At 48.0% G+C, this 22,375-nt stretch carries 2 protein-coding genes; both read left to right on the forward strand.

Annotated features, from left to right (window positions below):
* Positions 1 to 20: 20 nt before the first annotated feature.
* Positions 21 to 13,418 carry an SDR family NAD(P)-dependent oxidoreductase gene (locus tag C0638_RS17130; RefSeq protein ID WP_102163662.1) on the forward strand — a complete coding sequence of 4,466 codons (13,398 nt, stop codon included), beginning with the start codon at positions 21 to 23 and terminating at the stop codon, positions 13,416 to 13,418.
* Positions 13,419 to 13,449: 31 nt separating this feature from the next.
* Entirely contained in the window at positions 13,450 to 22,338 is an 8,889-nt protein-coding gene (locus tag C0638_RS17135) for a hybrid non-ribosomal peptide synthetase/type I polyketide synthase (protein ID WP_058712095.1), read from the forward strand.
* Positions 22,339 to 22,375: the final 37 nt, after the last annotated feature.

Here is a 22,375-nt window from a genome sequence, read left to right on the forward strand (position 1 = left end):
ACAGCTAGGAGGGCATTTTTATGGATCCAAAAGATATTTTTCGTGCGGTACAAACAGGGGAAATAAATTCTGAAGATGCCGAAAAACAATTGCTCCAATTTATGGGCGGGCTCTCGGATGAATCTTTGGAAGAATCATTGGCAGCTCGATCAGAGGAATCATTATTAGAGGAATTGTCTCTTTCGCTACAGCCATTGGGCAGTTTTCACGGACCGGAAAAGGAGAGCAATGGCGAAACGGAAGTGCCGCCTGTGGTTCAACTGCAGGAATTTGAGCATGGCATTGTCCTGTTAACAATGAAGGATACAGTGCACAAAAATACATTTTCCAATGAACTGATTATAGGCCTGAATCAGGCGTTCGAAACGGTGCAGGCTAACGAAAATTATAAAGTTGTGATTCTGACGGGGTACGACACCTACTTTGCCACAGGAGGTACACAGGAGGGACTGCTGGCAATTCATGAGGGAAAGGCGAAATATAGCGATACCAATGTTTACAAGATTGCACTGGATTGCAAGCTACCGGTCATTGCCGCTATGCAGGGACATGGGATTGGCGCAGGCTGGTGCATGGGGATGTTTTGCGATTTTATCGTGATGAGTAGAGAAAGCATCTACACCACTAATTTTATGAAATACGGCTTTACTCCTGGTGCGGGCTCAACTCTCATTTTTCCTGAAAAATTCGGAGTTAGCATGGCGCAGGAAATTTTATTCACAGGTACTAGATATAGCGGTTCAGAACTGGAGTCCAAAGGGACTCCTTTTCCTGTTCTGCCGAGAAACGAAGTGGTACCGTACGCTATGCAGCTGGCAAGAAAATTGTCCGAATCGCCAAGAGAATCATTGATTGAGCTGAAAAACCATATGGCTCAGCCGATAAGAGAAAAGCTGGCGGCTACGATTGAAAAAGAAATAAAAATGCAGGACAAAACGTTTGTGAATCAGCAAGAGGTCAAGGAACGGATTCAAACGGCCTACGGACAGCAGTCGAATAGCGATGATACGCACAAACCGCTCAAGCAGGCTGATCTGAAAAAAAACGTGTCCCGTATACCGCATGGTCAGGAGAAGGATTCGATCGCAATTATTGGCATGGCGGGGCAGTTCCCCAAATCCAAAACATTGACTGAATTCTGGGATAACTTGGCTCAGGGCAGGGATTGTATATCGGAAATTCCTTCAACACGCTGGTCCATTGATGATTATTATGATACTGATCCCAAGGTTGAGGGGAAAACCTATAGCAAGTGGATGGGTGTGCTAGAGGATATAGATCGATTTGACCCGTTGTTCTTTAATATATCTCCTGCGGAAGCAGAGATGATGGATCCTCAACAGCGTCTATTTCTGGAAAGTAGCTGGAAATGCATTGAAGATGCAGGTTTAAATCCTGCCTCACTGTCGGGGAGCCGTTGCGGTGTTTTTGTAGGTTGTGCAGCTAGTGATTATGGAAGGTCCATGAGCGGACAGGGGTTGAACGCGCAGGTTCTTATGGGAGGAGCACCTTCCATTTTATCGGCCCGGATTTCGTATTTACTGAATTTGAAGGGCCCTTCTCTGGCGATTGATACCGCATGCTCTTCCTCTCTGGTAGCTATTGCTGAAGCTTGCAACAGCCTTGTTTTAGAAACAAGCGATCTTGCTTTGGCGGGCGGAGTAATGGTTATGGTAGGACCGGGGATGCATGTTATGACCAGCAAAGCAGGAATGCTGTCCAAGGATGGACGATGCTTTACTTTTGATGCCCGTGCAAACGGGTTTGTCCCCGGAGAAGGGGTTGGCGTTGTTTTATTAAAACGGCTCTCTGATGCAATCAGGGACAAGGACTCCATCCATGGGGTTATCCGGGGCTGGGGAATGAATCAGGATGGGAAAACCAACGGCATTACCGCTCCAAGTGTAAATTCACAGATTTCGCTCGAAAGAGAGGTTTACCAGCGGTTTAATATTAATCCTGAAACCATCTCTCTGGTAGAGGCCCATGGGACAGGCACCAAGCTGGGCGATCCTATCGAAGTGGAAGGACTTACCGAATCTTTCCGTTCCTATACGAGCAAAAAGGGCTATTGCGCGCTGGGATCGCTGAAAAGCAATATGGGACATATGCTGACTGCGGCCGGAGTGGCCGGGGTAATGAAAGTGCTCCTGGCTATGAAACACCAGCAATTGCCGCCAACCATCAATTTTGAAGCCTTAAATGAACATATTTCTTTGGAGGAAAGCCCGTTTTACATTAACACCGGGCTACAAAAGTGGGAGTCCAAACCGGGGACACCCCGGCGTGCAAGCGTAAGTGCTTTTGGGTTTAGCGGCACTAACGCACATATGGTTATTGAAGAATATGTGCCTGTAGCCTCTGAGATGAAGCTGGACCCAGTCGATCAAGACAACCCAGTGCTATTTGTACTGTCTGCCAAAAGCGAACAAGCCTTGAAAGCCTATGCAGCTGACATGATGGACTTTGTTAAATTGCACGAAAATGCTAATTTGTCGGACCTGACTTATACCCTTCAAGTGGGCAGAGAGGCCATGAACTGGCGTCTCGCGTTTTTGACAGATTCAAGAGGAAATCTGATCGATGAGCTGGAGCATTTTGTGAATGAAAACTCATCGGATAAGGTGTTAACCGGACAGGTAGACGATGCTAGAGACGGAATTGAACTTTTTGATTCTGACGAAGACACCGGGACCCTCGTTCGGACCTGGCTTCAGAATAGAAGACTTGATAAGGTGGCCAAATTATGGGCCAATGGCGCAAGTATTGAATGGGACGCACTTTATGGAGAAATTAAGCCTCAGCGAATCAGTCTACCGACCTATCCTTTCGAGAGGGAACGCTATTGGTTGTCTGAGACAGACATGGGGCAGGAGAATATAAACCCGGCTATGGCCGCCCAAATCCACCCTTTGCTGCATCAAAATACTTCCGATCTCTCTGGGCAGCGCTACGACTCCACCTTTACAGGCCGGGAATTTTTCCTAGCGGATCACCGAATCCTAGGCCAACCGACATTACCCGGGGTGGCTTACCTTGAAATGGTGCGAGCGGCCGTAGAAGAAGCAGCGGGGGATATTATGGAGGGTGAGACTCATATACAGCTGAAAAATGTAGTATGGGCTCAGCCCATCGTTGTAGCTAACAAACCAGTCAGGGTGCACACCAGCCTATATCCTCAGGAAGATGGAGCGATTGCGTTTGAAATATATAGCAGAGTGGAAGAAGACGCCGAAGGTATTATACACAGCCAGGGGATAGCTGTGTTGGAGAGAAGCGGTGAGTCGCAGTATCTGGACCTGAATGTCTTACAGGCAGAATGTATTCGCAGTTCACTATCTTCAAGCCAATGCTATGAAGCTTTCAGAACCATGGGAATAGACTATGGCCCGGGACATCGGGGAATAGAGACCATCTTTCAGGGAAAGGATTACGTGCTGGCAAAGCTGTCCCTTCCATCCAATGTATCTCATACCCAAAGTGAATTTGTATTGCACCCGGCTTTGATGGATTCAGCCTTGCAGGCCACAATCGGCTTGGTGATGGATCGGGAAGAACATGTGCCTGAGGGAAAGCTCTCAGTACCCTTTGCCTTGCACGAACTGAAAATATTCGAAAAATGCACTTCTGTGATGTGGGCCCGGATTTCCAGACAAGCGAATGAGGAGACACTAAATGGATTGAGCATGGTACATATCGATCTCTGTGACGAGACCGGAAAGATTTGTGTGCAGCTCAAAGGGCTCTCATCCAGAGAGCTGGAAGAAGGAGTAGGGCAAGCAGACTTCGTTGAGCATGTGGGCACACTCATGCTGGAGCCGGTCTGGGAGGAGAAGGCAGTCCCCGCAGGAGAGAACGCGTTCGACGATATACGGCACATTGTGATCCTGTGCGAATTTGAAGGTATCGCCGGGGAGGATATTGCAGCTCGCATGGACGGTACTCGCTGCATTGTTTTACAGTCCTCAAGTGCTGACTTGGATGCGCGGTTTGAAGACTACACTATTCAGATATTTGAAGAATTGCAAACTATGATGCTGGACATACACAAACCAAAAACTTTGCTGCAAATTGCAGTCCCTGCCCGAAATGATCAACAGGTCTATTCCGGGTTCTTTGCCATGCTGCAAACCGCCCAAAAAGAAAACCCGAGTATCATGGGTCAACTGCTAGAGGTTGATGCCAAAGATGTCCCTGAGGGGATTATTGCAAAGTTACAAGAGAACCGATACAGCCAGTACAGCGAACGGATACGATATCATGGCGACAAGCGACAGGCTTTAAAGTGGCAAGAAATTGAAACCTTGTGCGAAGATCCAGTCCGGCCATGGAAAGATGGAGGGACCTATCTCATCACTGGCGGTCTAGGCGGTCTGGGACTGATTTTTGCCAGAGACATCGTGTGCAATGTGAAAAACTCCACCGTCGTACTGGCAGGACGATCACCTCTGTCAGCGGATAAACAGTCCTTGTTCAGTGAATTGGAAGCGCGGGAAGGTCATATAGAGTACAGACAGGTGGATGTGGGTCAAAAGGAAGCGGTCACCGAGTTAATTGATGGCATCGTCGAGGAATTTGGCGGTCTTAACGGTATTTTGCACACAGCAGGAGTGATACGGGACAACTTCATCATCAAAAAGACGATAGAAGAAGTTAGAGAAGTGCTGACTCCCAAAGTCTCAGGGTTGATCCATCTGGATCAGGCCAGCAGAGCCCTGCCTCTCGATTTCTTTATCCTGTTTTCTTCCGGCGCCGGAAGTCTTGGTAATGTAGGACAGATTGATTACTCTGCTGCCAATGGTTTTATGGATGCTTATGCTTCTTATCGAAATGCCTTGGTGGCAGGCAAGCAGCGCCATGGGCACACGCTGTCGATCAACTGGCCGTTGTGGAAAGACGGGGGCATGCATGTCGATGGGGAAACGGAAAAGGCGATGCAAGGTCTGGGCATGATTGCCATGGAAACAGAGAATGGAATAAAAGCTTTGTATCAGGGCTTATCTTCCGGTAAAAGCCAGGTCATGGTTATCGAAGGGTATCCTCAAACGATTAAGGCGGCCCTGCTGGGACAGCCTTCAGGAACAGAAATTTCAGACCGTTCCGGATTGGAAGACGGGGAAGCCGCTGTTATCGGCGAAGAATGGCTAAAAGAAAAAGCTGAAGACTATTTGAAAACATTGCTTTCGGCTGTAATCAAGCTGCCAGCTGAAAGTATAAATGTAAACGCGCCTATGGACAGGTATGGGATTGATTCCATATTGGTCATGCAGCTCACGAATGAATTGGAAAAAACGTTTGGCTCACTGCCGAAGACATTATTTTTTGAATACCATAATCTCCGCTCATTAACTGGCTATTTCCTGGAATCGCATCGCGGCCGGCTGGTAGACGTTTTAAAAGCGCAGGAGAAAAATACGGCTCCTCACAAAGTAGCGAACGAACCTGCAAAAGCAGCAATAGAGCCTTTGGCTCCGATAGTTGCGGGTCGCAGACGTACATGGCCTCTCTCGACAGGTACGCAGCCCCGTCAGGAAAAGAAGGGCTTGGACATTGCCATTATCGGGGTATCGGGAAGATATCCGGGGGCAGCAGGTATCGACGAGTTCTGGAAAAACCTAAAGGATGGGAAGGATTCCATCACTGAGATTCCCAAGGAGCGTTGGGACCACAGCCTGTACTTTAATGAAACTAAAGGTAAGCCCGGGAAAACCTACAGCAAGTGGGGAGGGTTTATCGACGGAGTGGACTGGTTTGACCCATTGTTTTTCAACATTTCGCCAAGAGAAGCGGAAACGATGGACCCTCAGGAGCGCCTATTCCTAGAATGCGTGTATGAAACCATAGAGGATGCTGGCTATACGCGTGAAACTCTTTGTGCAGACCGGGGACTTGGCGGCATGGAAGGCAATGTTGGCGTTTATGTCGGAGTGATGTATCACGAATATCAGCTTTATGGAGCCCAGGAACAAGCCAAAGGGAATATGCTCGGGCTTCTCGGGAATGCTTCGGCGGTTGCCAACCGTGTATCGTATTTTTGTAATTTTCATGGACCAAGTATCGCTGTGGATACCATGTGCTCTTCGTCACTGACAGCAATCCATATGGCTTGTCACGGGTTGCAGCATGGAGAATGTGAACTGGCGGTTGCAGGGGGAGTTAACGTTTCTGTCCATCCCAACAAATATCTACTACTCGGACAGGGAAGCTTTGCATCAAGCAATGGGCGGTGTGAAAGCTTCGGACAGGGTGACGGATATGTGCCAGGAGAAGGAGTCGGGGCTTTGCTGCTCAAGCCGCTGGCCAAAGCTATAGCAGATGGAGACCGGGTATATGGCGTCATAAAAGGTACTGCAGTGAATCACGGAGGTAAGACCAATGGATATACCGTACCCAACCCCAACGCACAGGCTAGCGTGATTGGGCAGGCCATTCAGGAGGCTGGAATCAACCCTAGAACCATTAGCTATATAGAGGCGCATGGGACAGGAACTCCTCTGGGTGATCCGATTGAAATTGCGGGCTTACAAAAGGTGTTCCGGGAATATACCAGAGACAAGCAGTTCTGTTCAATCGGGTCTGCCAAGTCTAATATCGGACATTGTGAGAGCGCAGCTGGTATTGCCGCGGTGACAAAGGTGCTGTTGCAGTTGAAAAATAAACAATTGGTGCCTTCGCTGCATTCAAGCAAGTTAAATCCCAATATCGATTTTAGTGATAGCCCTTTTAAAGTTCAGCAGGAATTAGAGGAATGGAAAAGACCTGTCGTATCCATCGATGGCGAAATCAGGGAATACCCAAGGCTGGCAGGAGTTTCGGCCTTCGGGGCAGGCGGATCTAACGCGCATGTGGTAATCGAAGAATACATTCCAGCAGAGACTGCTCAGCTGCAAGCTGCTCCTGCGTCGCTTAATCCTGCCATGATTGTGCTATCGGCCAAGAACAAGGAAAGACTGAACGAGCAGGCCCAAAGATTGCTATCTGCCATCAGAGAGCTGAATGACCCGCGTATAGGTCTCGCAGATATCGCCTACACGTTGCAGATCGGACGAGAAGCGATGGAAGAACGGCTTGCGATCATTGCCACCTCCATCCAAGAGCTGGATTGGAAATTGGAAAGCTTCCTGCTGGAAAAGGAAGGTATCGAAGAGCTGTATAGAGGACAGGTAAAGCGCAACAAAGGAGTATTGGTCACTCAGGAAATCGATGAGGATATGGCTAAAATGGTAGGTGCATGGGTGAGCAAAGGTAAATATGGAAAACTCGCCGAGCTTTGGGTGACGGGATTGCTGTTGGACTGGAACAGGCTTTATGGGGAAGTGAAGCCTCGCAGGATTAGTTTGCCAACCTATCCTTTTGCCAGAGAAAGCTATTGGGTGCCCGTAAACCAGGTAAAGATCGATGGCATGACAGCCGCTCTCGGTCAGTCTACATTTTTGTCACCTTTACTGCATCACAACACTTCAAACTTCTTGAAGCAGCGGTTCAGCTCAACGTTTACAGGCGAGGAGTTTTTCCTCAGGGATCATACGGTAAAAGGCCAACGGGTTCTACCAGGGGTCGCTTATCTTGAGATGGTGCGGGCGGCTGTGGAACGCTCTATAGGAGATGAGGACAACTGCGCAACAGGAATCCGGTTGAAAAATGTAAACTGGATTCGGCCAATTGTGGTGGAAGATCGGCCATTCTCAGTACACACCGGACTATTCTTGGAAGACGCCGGAAAAATCAGCTTTGAAGTGTATAGTGAGCAAGAAGGAGGCAATATCGGACATACCGTGCACAGCCAGGGCAATGCGGTGCAGTTTAACGTGGAACAAAAGCTAGTGCTTAACCTTGAGGCATTACAGGCAGAATTTGATCCACACGGATTTGAGGGGGCGCGCTGCTACGATATCTTCCAAAAAATCGGGATGGATTACGGCCCAGCCTTCAAATGTGTGGAGAAAGTGTACTCACGTCCGGGCAAGGTACTGGTCAAGCTGGCACTGCCCTCCATGCTCTCTGATTCGGCTGACAGCTTTGTTCTTCACCCTAGCTTAATGGATGCGGCCTTGCATGCATCGATCGGATTAATCATGGGGCAAGATGGAGGGCTGCCGGACAGCAAGGTACCAAATACCCCTTCTATGCCATTCGCTCTTCAAGAGGTCGAAATCCATGGGGGATGCACCCAGAATATGTGGTCGTTGATTCAATACAGCGAGGGCAGCAAGAAAGAGGACAAGGTACAGAAGCTCAATATCGACTTATGTGATGAGGAAGGGAGCGTTTGTGTCAGAATAACGGGACTATCCACCCGGGCGCTGGACGGAGATATCCGCACTGAGCATGCACAAGGCGTAGTCGCAGGAGATCATGCCGCCGATCCGCTAGTAGGAGCCGTTATGCTCATCCCCAAATGGGACCCGGTTGCGCTTAAAAAAGATACAGCTTTCCCATCGTCGATAGACCGAATGGTCATTGCAGGTGGTACAGACAAAGATAGACAGGCTATCCGGGAATATTATCCGAAGGCGCATTTTTTGGAGCTACAGGCGCAGGATTCCATAGAAACGGTTGCCTCAAAGGTCGAAGAATATGGAGCAGTTGATCATATTTTGTGGATTGCCCCTACTATTTCTGTCGAATCTGTCACTGCTGAATCCTTAATTGAGGAACAGGAGCCAGGAGTCTTGCTCTTCTTTAGAATGGTCAAGGCGCTGCTCCTGCTGGGGTATGGAACGAAAAAACTAGGCTGGACAACTATAACCACCCAGGCTCAGTCGATCGATCAGGACGACACAGTCCACCCGGCCCACGCAAGTTTCCATGGGTTGGTAGGCACGATGGCCAAAGAATATCCGAACTGGAAGGTTCGTATTATAGACCTGCAATCCGACTATGACTGGCCGTTATCCGAACTATTTACGCTGCCTTCAGACCGTCAGGGACGGATGTGGGTTTTCAGAGGCGGGCAGTGGTATCGCCAGCAGCTGATTCCGTTTAAACAGACTCCAGGCTCAAAAGGACAGACGCTGTACAAAACCGGAGGCGTCTATGTGGTTATCGGTGGTGCAGGCAACATCGGAGTGGCATGGAGCAAGTATATGGCTTCGACCTATCAGGCTCAGATGGTGTGGATAGGCAGAAGGCCAAAGGATGCATCCATCCAGGCTAAATTGGACGAATTTAAAGGCCACGGGCCTGTTCCATGCTATATTACGGCAGATGCAGCAGATGAAAGGTCGCTGCAGGGAGCATATGAGGAGATAAAGCAGCGTTACTCCAAGATCAACGGCGTAGTCCACTCTGCCATTGCCTTTTTGGAGAAAGGATTGGAAGACTTGACGGAGGAAGGGCTCCGGTCCGGGCTTTCGGCAAAGGTCGATGTCAGTGTACGCATGGCTCAGGTCTTCCAAAATGAATCGCTGGATTTCGTGTTGTTTTTCTCTTCCATTATTGCCTATGTAAAAAATCCAGGACAAAGCAGCTATGCTGCTGGATGTACCTTTAAGGATGCGTTTGCGCAGCGGCTCTCACAGGAATGGCGTTGTCCGGTGAAAGTCATGAACTGGGGATACTGGGGGAACGACGAGAACAATGCTTCCCAAGACAGGCAGCAAGAGGTGGAAAATTACTCAAGACTAGCGCAGATCGGTGTTGGACTTATTGAGCCTCAAGAGGGGATGGAGGCACTTGAGACGTTGCTTGCTTCCCCGCTGAATCAAGTAGGGCTGATGAAAACAACAAAACATCTAGATTTGGAAGGGACTAATCCGGCGGAAGCCATTAACCTGTACCCGCACAACACGGATCCCGATCTTCGGGATATACAAGAAAGTATTGCTGCCATGATCAAATCAAAAGTCCAGTTTGCCGAGGACTATGCGGCAGAGGATGCTGGCAGCCTGCAGGAAAGGGAATTGGAACACCTATTGTGCAAACTAATGCAGGGGCAACTTTTGTCTATGGGGCTGTCAGGGACAGATCGTCAGTCTGTCGACGAGTTTAAACATAAGCATGGGCTGTCTGAGTTATATGGCAAATGGCTAAGAGAGAGCGTAAAGATTTTGGCACGGATGAATGATGCCCTTACAGGTGGAAATGATTCCAGCTCGACTTATAGAGAGGATGTCTGGCAGGAATGGGAAGAGCACAAGCACACATGGCTGAAATATCCGCAGATGCGAGCAAGGGTACATTTGGTTGAGACAACGCTGCGGGCTTTGCCTGAAATTATTACCGGCAAATGTCCTGCCACGGAAATCATGTTCCCCAAATCCTCTATGGAGCTGGTGGAAGGGATTTATAAGAACAGTCTGGTCGCCGACTATTTTAATGAAGTTCTTTCCGATACGATTGCCGCCTATGTTCAGCAGAGAATTATGAACAACTCCGCTGCAGAAATCAGAATTGTCGAAATCGGAGCAGGCACCGGAGGAACCAGCAGCGCCGTATTTCTCAAATTACGGCCATATCGCAAACACATTCAGGAATATTGTTATACCGATATTTCGAAGGCCTTTTTGATGCACGCAGAAAAAGAGTATGGGCCAGACAATTCGTACCTCAGCTATCGAATATTTAATGTGGAAGAACCTATTGCTGGACAAGGTATTGATGCGGGTAAATATGATATTGTCATTGCTGCCAATGTACTTCATACGGCAAAAGATATTCGCCAGGCATTGCGCAATGCGAAAGCGGTTTTGAAAAGCAACGGCCTGCTTCTGTTAAATGAACTCATGGGCAGCAGTGTGTTTACCCATCTTACCTTCGGATTGCTGGATGGCTGGTGGGCTTATGAGGATTCGGAATTGCGTATTCCCGGCTGCCCTGGGCTGTATCCTCACGTATGGAAAAGCGTATTGGCCAAAGAAGGCTTTCACACAGCGTTCTTCCCAGCGCAGGAGGCGCATGATTGGGGCCAGCAGATCGTTGCAGCCCAAAGCGATGGCTTGGTTCGGCAAAAGCGACAGCCAAAGCAGAAAACCATATTGATAGAGGATAGGAATGTTGAAGCAGGATCAATGAAACAATCAGCTCAGCCCAAAAGAGAGGCAGTACAGGCAGAATCAGAAAATGTGCTGCGCAGCAAAAGTACGGCCTACTTTAAAAATTTACTTGGCGAAACACTAAAAATGGAACCGGGAAGCATCGACTCTACGGTTGCCCTGGAAGAGTACGGGATCGACTCGATATTGGTTGTGCAAATCACCAATGTTTTGCGTGAGGTCATCGAGGATTTTGCCAGCACCCTGTTTTTTGAGTACAACACCATAGATGATCTGGTAGCGTACCTGCTTCAAACGCAAAGGGAATCGTTGAAGAAGCTGGTAGGTATGAAGGAGACAGAGATGAGCGAAGAAACTTCCAGAGTGGAAGAGGTACCCGCTCCACAGGTAATCGATATGGCCCCAATGAGCTTTGTACGGGAAGGACGCTTCCTTAAGCCGTCTGTCAGCAAAGGTGAGAAGCCGAAGGAGCACTCCTCTAATATCAGAGATGTTGCGATTGTGGGCTTGTCAGGGCGCTATCCAGGAGCTCGTAATGTAGAGGAATATTGGAACAACCTAAAAGAGGGTAAAAACTGCATCACTGAAATTCCGAAAGACCGTTGGGATTGGAAGACCTACTTTGACGAAGAAAAAGGAAAACGAGGCACCATCTATACGAAATCAGGCGGCTTTATCGATGGAATTGATTTATTTGATCCGCTATTTTTCAAGATTTCTCCTGCAGAAGCTGAAACTATGGACCCGCAGGAACGGCTCTTTCTGGAAGCCGCATACGCAAGTATTGAGGATGCCGGATATACCCCTGCCAATCTTTGTGAGAGTCGAAAAGTGGGCGTATTTGCGGGCGTAATGAATGGGAATTACGGTTTGGGACCTCAATACAATTCCATTTCCAATCGGATATCCTATCATTTGGATTTCCAAGGTCCAAGTATGACCATCGATACCGCTTGTTCTTCCTCATTGACGGCGATCCATCTAGCTTTGGAAAGTCTGTATAGCGGTATCAGCGAGTGCGCTATTGTCGGGGGGGTCAATTTGATCGTAGACCCAATCCACTATATCAAGCTGTCAGCAATGACGATGCTTTCCAAAAGTGGCGAATGTAAGTCGTTTGGAGACCAAGCGGATGGATTCGTTGATGGGGAGGGCGTCGGCGCTATCGTGTTAAAGCCGCTGGAGAAGGCCATTGCAGACGGTGATCATATTTATGGTGTCATCAAAGGGAGCATGCTCAATGCTTCAGGTAAAACCAGTGGTTATACAGTGCCTAGCCCTCAAGCTCAATCTCAACTGATCGAGGCGGCACTCCGGCGTTCGAATGTTGATGCAAGAACCATCAGTTATATTGAAGCCCATGGAACCGGCACGGCTTTGGGAGATCCTATTGAAATTGCAGGATTGACCAGGGCTTTTGAGAAATTCACACAAGACAAGCAGTTCTGCGCCATAGGGTCGGTCAAATCCAATATTGGTCACACTGAGAGCGCGGCAGGCATTGCAGGAGTAACTAAAATATTGTTGCAGCTTAAGCATCGCCAATTAGTACCATCTTTACATTCTAGGAAGTTGAATCCTGAAATTCATTTCACCAATACTCCTTTTGTCGTTCAGCAGAGCCTAGAAGAATGGAAGAGACCTGTAATTACAACGGATGGAATCACTGAAGAGTATCCGAGACGGGCTGGAATATCGTCTTTCGGTGCAGGAGGGGCCAACGCTCATATCGTGATTGAAGAGTATATTCCCGAGGTCCAGGAGCCATCAGGAATAGAATCTGCTTCTCAGGGACCTGCCATGATCGTGCTATCAGCCAAGAGTGAGGAGCAGCTTAAGGAAAAAGGACGACAGCTGCTTGAGGCTCTTCAAGGTCAGTTATCCTCTGCCAGCATATTGGATATTGCCTATACGCTCCAGGTGGGACGCGAACCGATGGAGGAGCGTCTAGCCATGCTTGTGGATTCGATCACAGATCTTGAGGAGAAATTAAAGGAATTTGTGGCCGGACGCCACCACATGCTCAACCTGTATAGAGGTCAGGTGAAGCGCAACAAAGAAGCGTTGTCCATTTTTACGGGGGACGAAGACCTGCAGCAACTGATTGAACATTGGATTTCCAAAAGGAAATATACAAAGCTTCTGGAGCTGTGGGCCAAAGGGCTAAATTTGGATTGGAACAAACTTTATACTGGCAAGGTACCTCGCCGTATCAGCTTGCCAACCTATCCATTTGCAAAAGAGCATTACTGGACTTCTGAAAGCAAGGATCAATTAAAAGCCCATGCATTACTGCCGCAAAATGAAAGCAATGTAGATTTTGATGATCAATTGTGTGGCAGACTCTTGGATGAAATGATGAACGATGCCATGTCTGTTGATGAGGCTGCCAACGAAATCTTCAATATATTCACACGTAAATGAGAAGTTTCTACATGCTGGGAGGCAATCGAAGATGAAGGACTTTTTTCAAAATATTCTGGGCGAGGTAAAAAGCGGACGGATGCAGAAAGAGGAGGCTATTTTCAGAATACGCCAAGTTCAAGCTCAAATGGCTTCACACGGTACCCTGCAAAGCAAAGCAGGGGCCGAGGCGGGGGCCCTGGCGAATACAGGAATTCTTATGCTTGAGCCTTCATGGAAAGAGCAAGCTGCACTCCAAAAAGCGACTCTCCCTGAATTTAGCCAACATCTGGTGGTGCTTTGCGAACTCGATCATATCTCAGAGCGAAGCATTGAAGCGCTCATAAAAGGAACCCGATGCATCAAGCTCCATGCCGGTCAAACCGGCATGGATGAACGGTTTCAGGGCTATGCCCTTCAACTGCTTGCGGAAGTGCAAATGCTCCTCAAAGAGAACTTGAGGGGCAGCGTACTGATACAGATTGCTGCTTCCTCCCAAAGCGGACAGCAGCTCTTTGCTGGGCTTTTGGGATTGCTGCAAACAGCCGAAAAGGAAAACCCAAAAATCGTAGGGCAATTCGTTGAATTGGAAGCTACAGGTTTGGAAGAGATCGTTGAGAAATTAAAAGAGAACAGCCAATACCCCAAAGACAAAAGGATACAGTATGAGAACGGTAAACGGCTGGTTCTCAGCTGGAATGAAATGAAGACTCCTGAAACTCCGGGAAGAGTCCCCTGGAAGGACCAGGGAATTTATTTGATTACGGGCGGTGCAGGAGGTTTAGGGCTTGTTTTTGCGAGAGATATCGCCCGGCGAGTCAGAGAAGCTACGCTAGTCCTGGTAGGGCGTTCAATATTTGACGAAGGCAAGCAGGCCATATTGGAGGGATTGAAAGCACTGGGAGCCCGCGTAGAGTACAGACGAGCGGACGTATCCCGAAAGGAAGAGGTCTCGCAACTGATCCTAAAGATCCAAGAGGAGCATGGGGGGCTTGATGGCATCCTCCACAGTGCAGGAGTGATACAGGATCGTTTTATGATTCATAAGACGCAGGAAGAGTTCAAGGAAGTAATGGCTCCCAAAGTAGCCGGATTGGTCAACCTGGATCAGGCGACGAAGGAGCTAGACCTTGATTTCTTCATTTTCTTCTCATCCATCGCAGGGATTATGGGCAATCCTGGTCAGGCCGATTATGCCGCAGCAAATGCGTTTATGGATGCCTATGCCTTATATCGAAACAGCCTCGTCTCTTCCAAGGAACGCAAAGGGCAGACGCTGTCGGTCAATTGGCCGCTCTGGAAGGATGGAGGAATGCATGCGGATGCCGAAACGGAGATGGCTTGGCAAAGTATTGGCATGGTGGCCATGCAAACTGCAAACGGCGTCAAGGCATTATATGATAGCCTAGCCTCTGGCCAGAAGCAGGTACTGGTGATAGAAGGGGATTTGCCTAGATTGCGGAAGCATCTATTGGAGCCTCAGCCACAGGAAAAATTATATATTGAAGAGACAGCTTCTTCACCGATAAATCCTGAGCTGCTTCTGGAAAAAACCTTGCACCAGCTTAAAGTATTGTTTGGAGAAGTGACTAAGCTGAGCATTGAAAAGATTGATGTCAGTGAGCCTTTGGAGAGCTACGGCATAGACTCCATCATGATTACAAGGCTCAACCAAAAGCTTCAAGGAGTTTTTGGTGAAATCTCGATGACCCTGTTTTTTGAATATCAGACGTTGGAAGCGGTAGCGGAATATTTTATTGCTGACTACTATGAGGAATGCGTACGGTGGACAGGACTTGGAAGACCGCTAAAGCCGGAAGAAAACTTCGTCCCCGCATCTTTGCATACTGATAGCGAATTATCATTGCCGACTCTACCAAAGGAAGAAAACCATCATGCCAGTAGGACAGTTATAGACACAGGCAGTGTAAAACACGAACAAATAGCCATTATTGGCATGAGCGGACGATTTCCACAAGCGAAAAATATGGAGGAATACTGGAGCAATTTACAACAGGGCAAAGATTGTATTACAGAAATCCCCGCAGATCGCTGGAAGAGGGAAGGATTTTACTCTCCTAACATAAAGGAAGCTGTGGAGAAGGGCAAAAGCTATAGCAAATCTGGGGGATTTGTGGAGGATTTTGCAGATTTTGATCCTCTTTTCTTCAATATATCTCCTCGGGAAGCTATGAGTATGGACCCTCAGGAGCGGATATTCCTGGAAGAATGCTGGAAGACCTTCGAGGATGCTGGATACAGCAGAGATCAGCTTGCAGCGCAATATAATGGGCGAATCGGCGTCTTTGCAGGCATTACCGCAACAGGCTTCAATTTATACGGACCCAAGCTGTGGGAGCAAGGCAAACCAATCTTTCCTCGCACATCCTTCAGTTCGGTAGCAAATCGAATATCGTATCTCTTGAATCTGAAGGGACCTAGCTTTTCGGTCGATACCATGTGCTCATCGTCATTAACTGCAATCCATGAGGCCTGTGAGCATATCCATAACGGAGAATGCGAGATTGCCATTGCAGGGGGAGTTAACTTATATCTTCATCCTTCCAACTATGTTTTTCTAAGCACAATGCGAATGCTATCGCCAGAGGGACGGTGCAAGAGCTTTGGTGAAGGAGGAAATGGATTTGTCCCTGGTGAAGGTGCGGGTGTCGTGCTGCTCAAACCTCTATCTCGTGCCATTGCCGATAAGGACCATATTTATGCGGTTATTCGGGCAACTAGTATCAATCATGGCGGAAAAACAAACGGGTATACCGTGCCTAATCCGGTAGCACAGGCAGAATTGATCCGAGAAACCTTGGATAAAGCAGGCGTCAATGCTCGAACAGTCAGTTATATTGAGGCTCACGGTACAGGGACAGAACTCGGTGATCCTATTGAAATTACCGGACTTACCCAGGCTTTCAAGAAGGATACACAGGATACAGGGTTCTGTGCGATTGGCTCGGTAAAATCAAACATAGGCCATTTAGAGGCGGCCGCAGGGATTGCAGGAATCGCTAAAATTATTCTGCAAATGAAAAACCGAAAAATTGTCCCAAGCCTGCATGCCAAAGAATTGAACCCCAATATAAACTTTGCCAAAACGCCATTTACAGTTCAGCAGGGACTTGCTGAATGGAAACGTCCGATTTTGGAGAAAAACGGCGAGCAACGGGAATATCCTAGAATTGCAGGCATATCTTCCTTCGGAGCCGGAGGGTCTAATGCCCATATCGTTCTAGAAGAATACATTCCGGCAGAACAGGCTGTCTCTACTCCGCAAAAGCCGGTTGTCATTATATTGTCGGCCAAAAGTGATGAAGCATTGAAAGAGCAGGCTGTTCAGTTGACTGCTGCAATTGATAAAAATGTCTTCTCAGATAACGACCTGGTGAATGCGGCTTACACCTTACAAATGGGGCGTGAGGCGATGGATGAGCGCCTTGCCGTGGTCGTTCAGTCAGTGGAGGAACTTAGGAACAAACTGCGGGAATTCAATGGGGGAAGACCGGATATTGCACAGCTTTATCGGGGACAGGCCAAGCGGGACAAGGAGAGCTTGGATGAAGCTCAGCTGGAAGAAGCGCTGGATGAATCCTTTGATGTCTGGAATCTAGCAGAGAAATACGGCAGACTTTCGGAATTGTGGGTCAAGGGTGTGCACGTTGACTGGAACAGACTCTACAGTGATATCCAGCCTTTCCGCATCAGTTTGCCCACATATCCCTTTGCTAGGGAACGCTACTGGATATCAGTAGATGAAGAAAAGCCCGCTGGTGTCGCTCCAGCATATCTGCACCCCTTGCTGCATCACAACACCTCCGTTCTTTCTGAGCAAAGATTTAGCTCAACCTTTAACGGTCAGGAGTTTTATCTGAATAGCTCCGTCGTTGACGGAAGACTTGTCCTGTCAGATGGAGCATGTCTTGAAATGGCACGGGCAGCGGTTGAACAGTCGTTAACAGTACAGGAGAAGGGTCAGACAGGCATCACACTCACAGACATGGTATGGACACATGCTCCTGTCATAGGAGATCGGCCGGAAATACATATAGGACTCTTTCCGGGAGATCAAGGTGGAATTGATTTCAAGATTTACAGCACACGAACCGAAGCAGGCGATCCTGTCATATACAGCGAGGGAAGTGCCGAGCTGGAGGCTTTAAGTAGAACGGAAACATTAGATATTCAGGCTTTGCAGATGGAGTGCATTGATCATATTTCACATGGGGGAGACGATGAAGCACTGCGGACGATTGAAGTTAACTACGGTTCGGAATTCCAGTCCGCTGAGCAAGTTTATATAGGTCAGGACTTGGTACTGGCCAAGCTATCACTGCCTTCCGGTATTACAAATACTGAAGGCCTATTTGTTGTGCATCCCTTCATAACAAGTGCTGCCCTGCAAATGCCCTTATACCTGCTTTCAAATAATGAAAATATTATGCGGTTCACCGGCATTGACTCTCGGAAAAAAATACTGCCGACTGCGATAGATAGGCTTCAAATATTTCGGGAGTGTCCGAGCGACATGTGGGCGTTGGTACGGCATGAAAGAGGAAAGCAGATTGATCATAGGGCGCACAAGTATGACATTGATTTGTGCGACGAGGCAGGCAGGATCTGTGTGCGCATAAAAGGGGTCTCCTACAAGGAAGCGGAGAATTGTGAGCAACCGCTCGGTGCAATGATGCTGCAGCCATTCTGGAAAGAACAGGCGGTTGGGGAGGAAACCATAGCAACCGACTACGAACGACATGTGGTCATACTTTGTGAGACAGATGCCATAGCTGCGTTACATGTCGAGGCTTCCTTGACAGGCGTGGAATGTATCACCCTACAAGCCCGCATGGAGGAGGTCGACCGACGCTTTGAAACATATGCCGTTCAGGTCTTTGAGAAAATACAAGGTATCCTGATTAACAAGCCTAAAGGCAAAGTGTTGGTACAAATTGTAATGATGTCTGGAAATGAAAAGCTACTTTTCTCCGGGCTGTGCGGCTTACTCAAAACAGCTCATAAGGAGAATCCAAAGTTCTATGGGCAACTGATTGAAGTAGGGGAAATAGAGAAAAATGAAAGACTCATTGAAATATTAAGATCGAGCAGTCGGCGTCCAGAGGACAGCCGCATCCGGTTTGTAGAAGGCAAACGTTGGATTCCTGCCTGGAACAAGGTCGAAATGCCGTCGATACCACAAATTCCATGGAAAGATCATGGAGTTTATCTGGTTACTGGAGGTGCCAAAGGCCTGGGTCTTATTTTTGCCAAAGAAATTGCGCGTCAGACCAAGGATGCAACTCTGATTCTGACGGGGCGTTCCATGCTGGACGAGGACAAGCTGGCCCCATTGGAAGAATTGAAGGCTTTGGGCGCCAAGGTGGAATATAGACAGGTGGATGTTACGCAGAAGGAAGCGGTGGTTGGCCTGATTGAGGACATCCAAACGGCATACGGCGGAATTAACGGTATTCTGCACAGTGCTGGAATTATCAAAGATAACTATATCATCAAAAAGACGAGCGCAGAATTTAGGGAAGTACTGGCGCCCAAGGTGGCCGGCCTAGCCCATTTGGATCAGGCCAGTAAGGACATGCCCCTAGACTTCTTTATCCTTTTTTCATCAGCTGCGGGAGTGGGCGGAAATGCGGGTCAGTCTGACTATGCTACCGCGAATGCGTTCATGGATGCATATGCTTGGTATCGTAATACCTTGGTATCCTCCTGGGAGCGTATGGGCAAAACGCTGTCGATCAATTGGCCGCTATGGAAAGAAGGCGGAATGCGGCCTGACCAGGAGACGGAGAAGGCCTTGCAGAATGTAGGTATGTTTGCGATGAGGACAGAGACTGGTATTAGTGCGTTGTATCAAAGTATAGCCTGCATATCGAATCAAGCGATGGTGGTAGAAGGAGACATTGAGCTGATCAGCAGAATGATGATTAAGGAAGGACAGCTTGAAGAAAGCGGAGAAGCAGCCCGAGATCAGAGACTCGGATCAGAGGACGACAACGTTCTTTTCTCAGCAAATAAGGTAGTGTCCGTCCAAGATGAACATCTTCTGCGTGAAAAGACGACCAATTACTTAAAGACTTTGCTGTCATCGTCAATCGAACTGCCTGCATATCGAATTGAAGAGGATACGCCGTTGGAAAATTACGGGGTGGATTCTATTAAGTCTATGGAACTGACTGACCAGTTGGAGAAGACGTTCGATCAGGTGTCGAAGACGATATTTTTTGAATATCCGAATATTCGGAGCTTAACCGAGTATTTTTTGGAATCTCATCGAGACGAATTAATCGCTCTGTTTGGTCTGGAGCAGGCAGTAACTGTAGGTGTAAAAGCCGCCACCGCCACGGCAGCAATAGGTACAGAACTTCGACCAGGAGAAGAACAGCTGCGTGATCAGGTGACAAGTTATCTAAAAGGCTTGCTTTCTTCATCTACCGGACTGCCGGAACAACGCATTGAAGAGGATAAAAACCTGGAGAACTATGGGGTTGACTCCATAAAGTCTATGGAAATAACCGATCAGCTGGAAGAAACGTTTGGATCACTGTCCAGAACGCTATTGTTTGAATATCCGAATATCCGAAGCTTAACTGAATATTTTCTGGAATCTCACCGAGACGAATTAAGCACTTTGTTTGGTCTGGATCAGGTAGCGACTGTAAGTGCAATAGCTGACACGGTTTCTGTAGCCAATGAGACAAAATCCCTGTCTGGAGAAGGGCGGCTGCGTGATCAAGTGACAGGGTATCTAAAGGGCTTACTTTCCTCATCCACTGGACTGCCAGAACAACGCATTGAAGAGGATAAAAACCTGGAAAACTATGGAGTTGACTCCATAAAGTCTATGGAAATAACCGATCAACTGGAAGAAACGTTTGGATCACTGTCCAGAACCTTACTGTTTGAATATCCAAATATCCAGAGTTTAACGGATTACTTCCTGGAATCACACTGGGATGAATTGAACGCTTTGTTTGGTGCTGAACAAGAGCTAGTTGCGGCAGCCAGCACGAAATCCATTGGCATCGTAGAACATGCAAAAGCTCCCTCTCCAACATTTCGGCACTCACCCATTTCGTCAGTGCGAGTAGAGCCTAAGGAGGCGGTCACAGGAACAGGAGCGATGGACATTGCTGTCATCGGGGTGTCCGGAAAATATCCTGGAGCGGAAAATATTCAAGAATTCTGGAGAAATCTCCAAGAGGGCAAGGACTGCATTACCGAAGTTCCCGAAGATCGCTGGGATCACGATCTTTACTTTGATAAAGAAAGAAATAAACCGGGAAAAACCTACTGCAAATGGGGGGGCTTCCTAAACCGAATAAATCCGTTGGATTCTTCTTTCTTTCACCTCACCCCTTATGAGGTGAGTTTGATGGACCCTATGGAACAGCTTTTCCTGGAAATGATATGGAGCCTGCTGGAAAGTGCGGGATATACGCGAGAGGTGCTACAGAAAAAACACCAGTCCAAGGTGGGGGTCTACGTTGGTGCTACGTATCATAAATACTGCGACTGTGATACAAATACGGATGCCCCTCGGGTCACATCCTTTGGTTCTGTTGCTGTCGCCAACCCCATGTCGCATTATTTCAATTTCCAGGGTCCGAGCATATCCATTGATACGATGAGTTCTTCCTCTGCAGTGGCTGTCCATATGGCATGTGAAAGCCTGATCAGAGGAGAGTGCCAAATCGCAGTAGCTGGCGGGGGGAATCTGTTGACAAGCCCCAAAAAATATATCGAATCCAGCCAGAACAATTTGATCGGAAGCCATGAAGATAGTCGAAGCTTTGCAGATGGAGACGGATATCTTCCCGCTGAAGGAGTTGGGGCAGTTCTCTTAAAGCCGCTTCATAAGGCAGAACAGGATGGAGACTGTATTTTAGCAGTCATCAAATCTACGGCAACTAATCATGGAGGACACAGCAATGGGTATACGGTCCCTAATCCCAATGCACAGGCACAACTTGTTGAAGAGAACTTTTTGAAAGCCGGCATTCACCCCCGGACAGTCAGCTATGTAGAGGCAGCAGCCAATGGATCTACATTGGGAGACCCAATTGAGCTAGTCGCCTTGAAAAAATCATTCCAGAAATTTACGGACGAGCAGCACTTTTGTGCCATGGGATCGGTTAAATCCAATATAGGCCACGCAGAAGCAGCCTCGGGGATATCGCAGCTAACCAAGACCATATTGCAATTGTGGCATCGAAAACTGGTTCCCACCATTAAAGCGGAGAAGCTGAATCCCAATCTTACTTTCAGCAATACTCCATTTTATCTGCAACGGGAGCTTCAGGAATGGAAGCGGCCTGTAATAGAGCTGGAAGGAGAAGCGCGGGAATTTCCGTTGCGGGCAACAGTAAGCTCCTTCGGTGCTGGGGGATCTAACGTCCATTTTATTCTGGAAGAATACATTCCTTCGCCAAAAGAAGCTGTTCAGTTGAAAGGGGCAGATCAGACAGAAGTAGTGGTTCTCTCGGACGTAAACTGGGAGCGATTGAAGGCTCTTGCGAGTCAATTGCTTGAATATGTGGAGCAGCAGAACGAGCTTTCCTTACATGATGTGGCTTTCACACTTCAGACAGGCCGCGAAGCGATGAAGTGCCGGACGGCAATCGTAGCGAGCTCGCGAGAGGAACTGCTCACTGGTCTGAGAGAGCTTATCGAATCTGTCGGCAAGGGTAACGAGCCAGAGGGAGCGTCTATTCCGATATTTATTGGGGAAGGCGGAGAGGATTCAAATACAAGTGCACTCCTTTTAGGAAAAGTAGGCGAGAAAGTTTCTCAAATTCTTCTAGAGGAGAGGAATCTGGAAAATATCGCTATGTATTGGACCCAGGGAGGCAGAATTACGTGGGAGGCGCTCCATGAGGGGCAAGCTGTTCGCAGAATTCCCTTACCGACCTCTCCGTTCTGAGCACAAATTGGGGAACTGAACACTGTCTGACGAAAAA

Source organism: Paenibacillus sp. lzh-N1, assembly GCF_002872435.1.
Taxonomy (GTDB): Bacteria; Bacillota; Bacilli; order Paenibacillales; family Paenibacillaceae; genus Paenibacillus; species Paenibacillus polymyxa_C.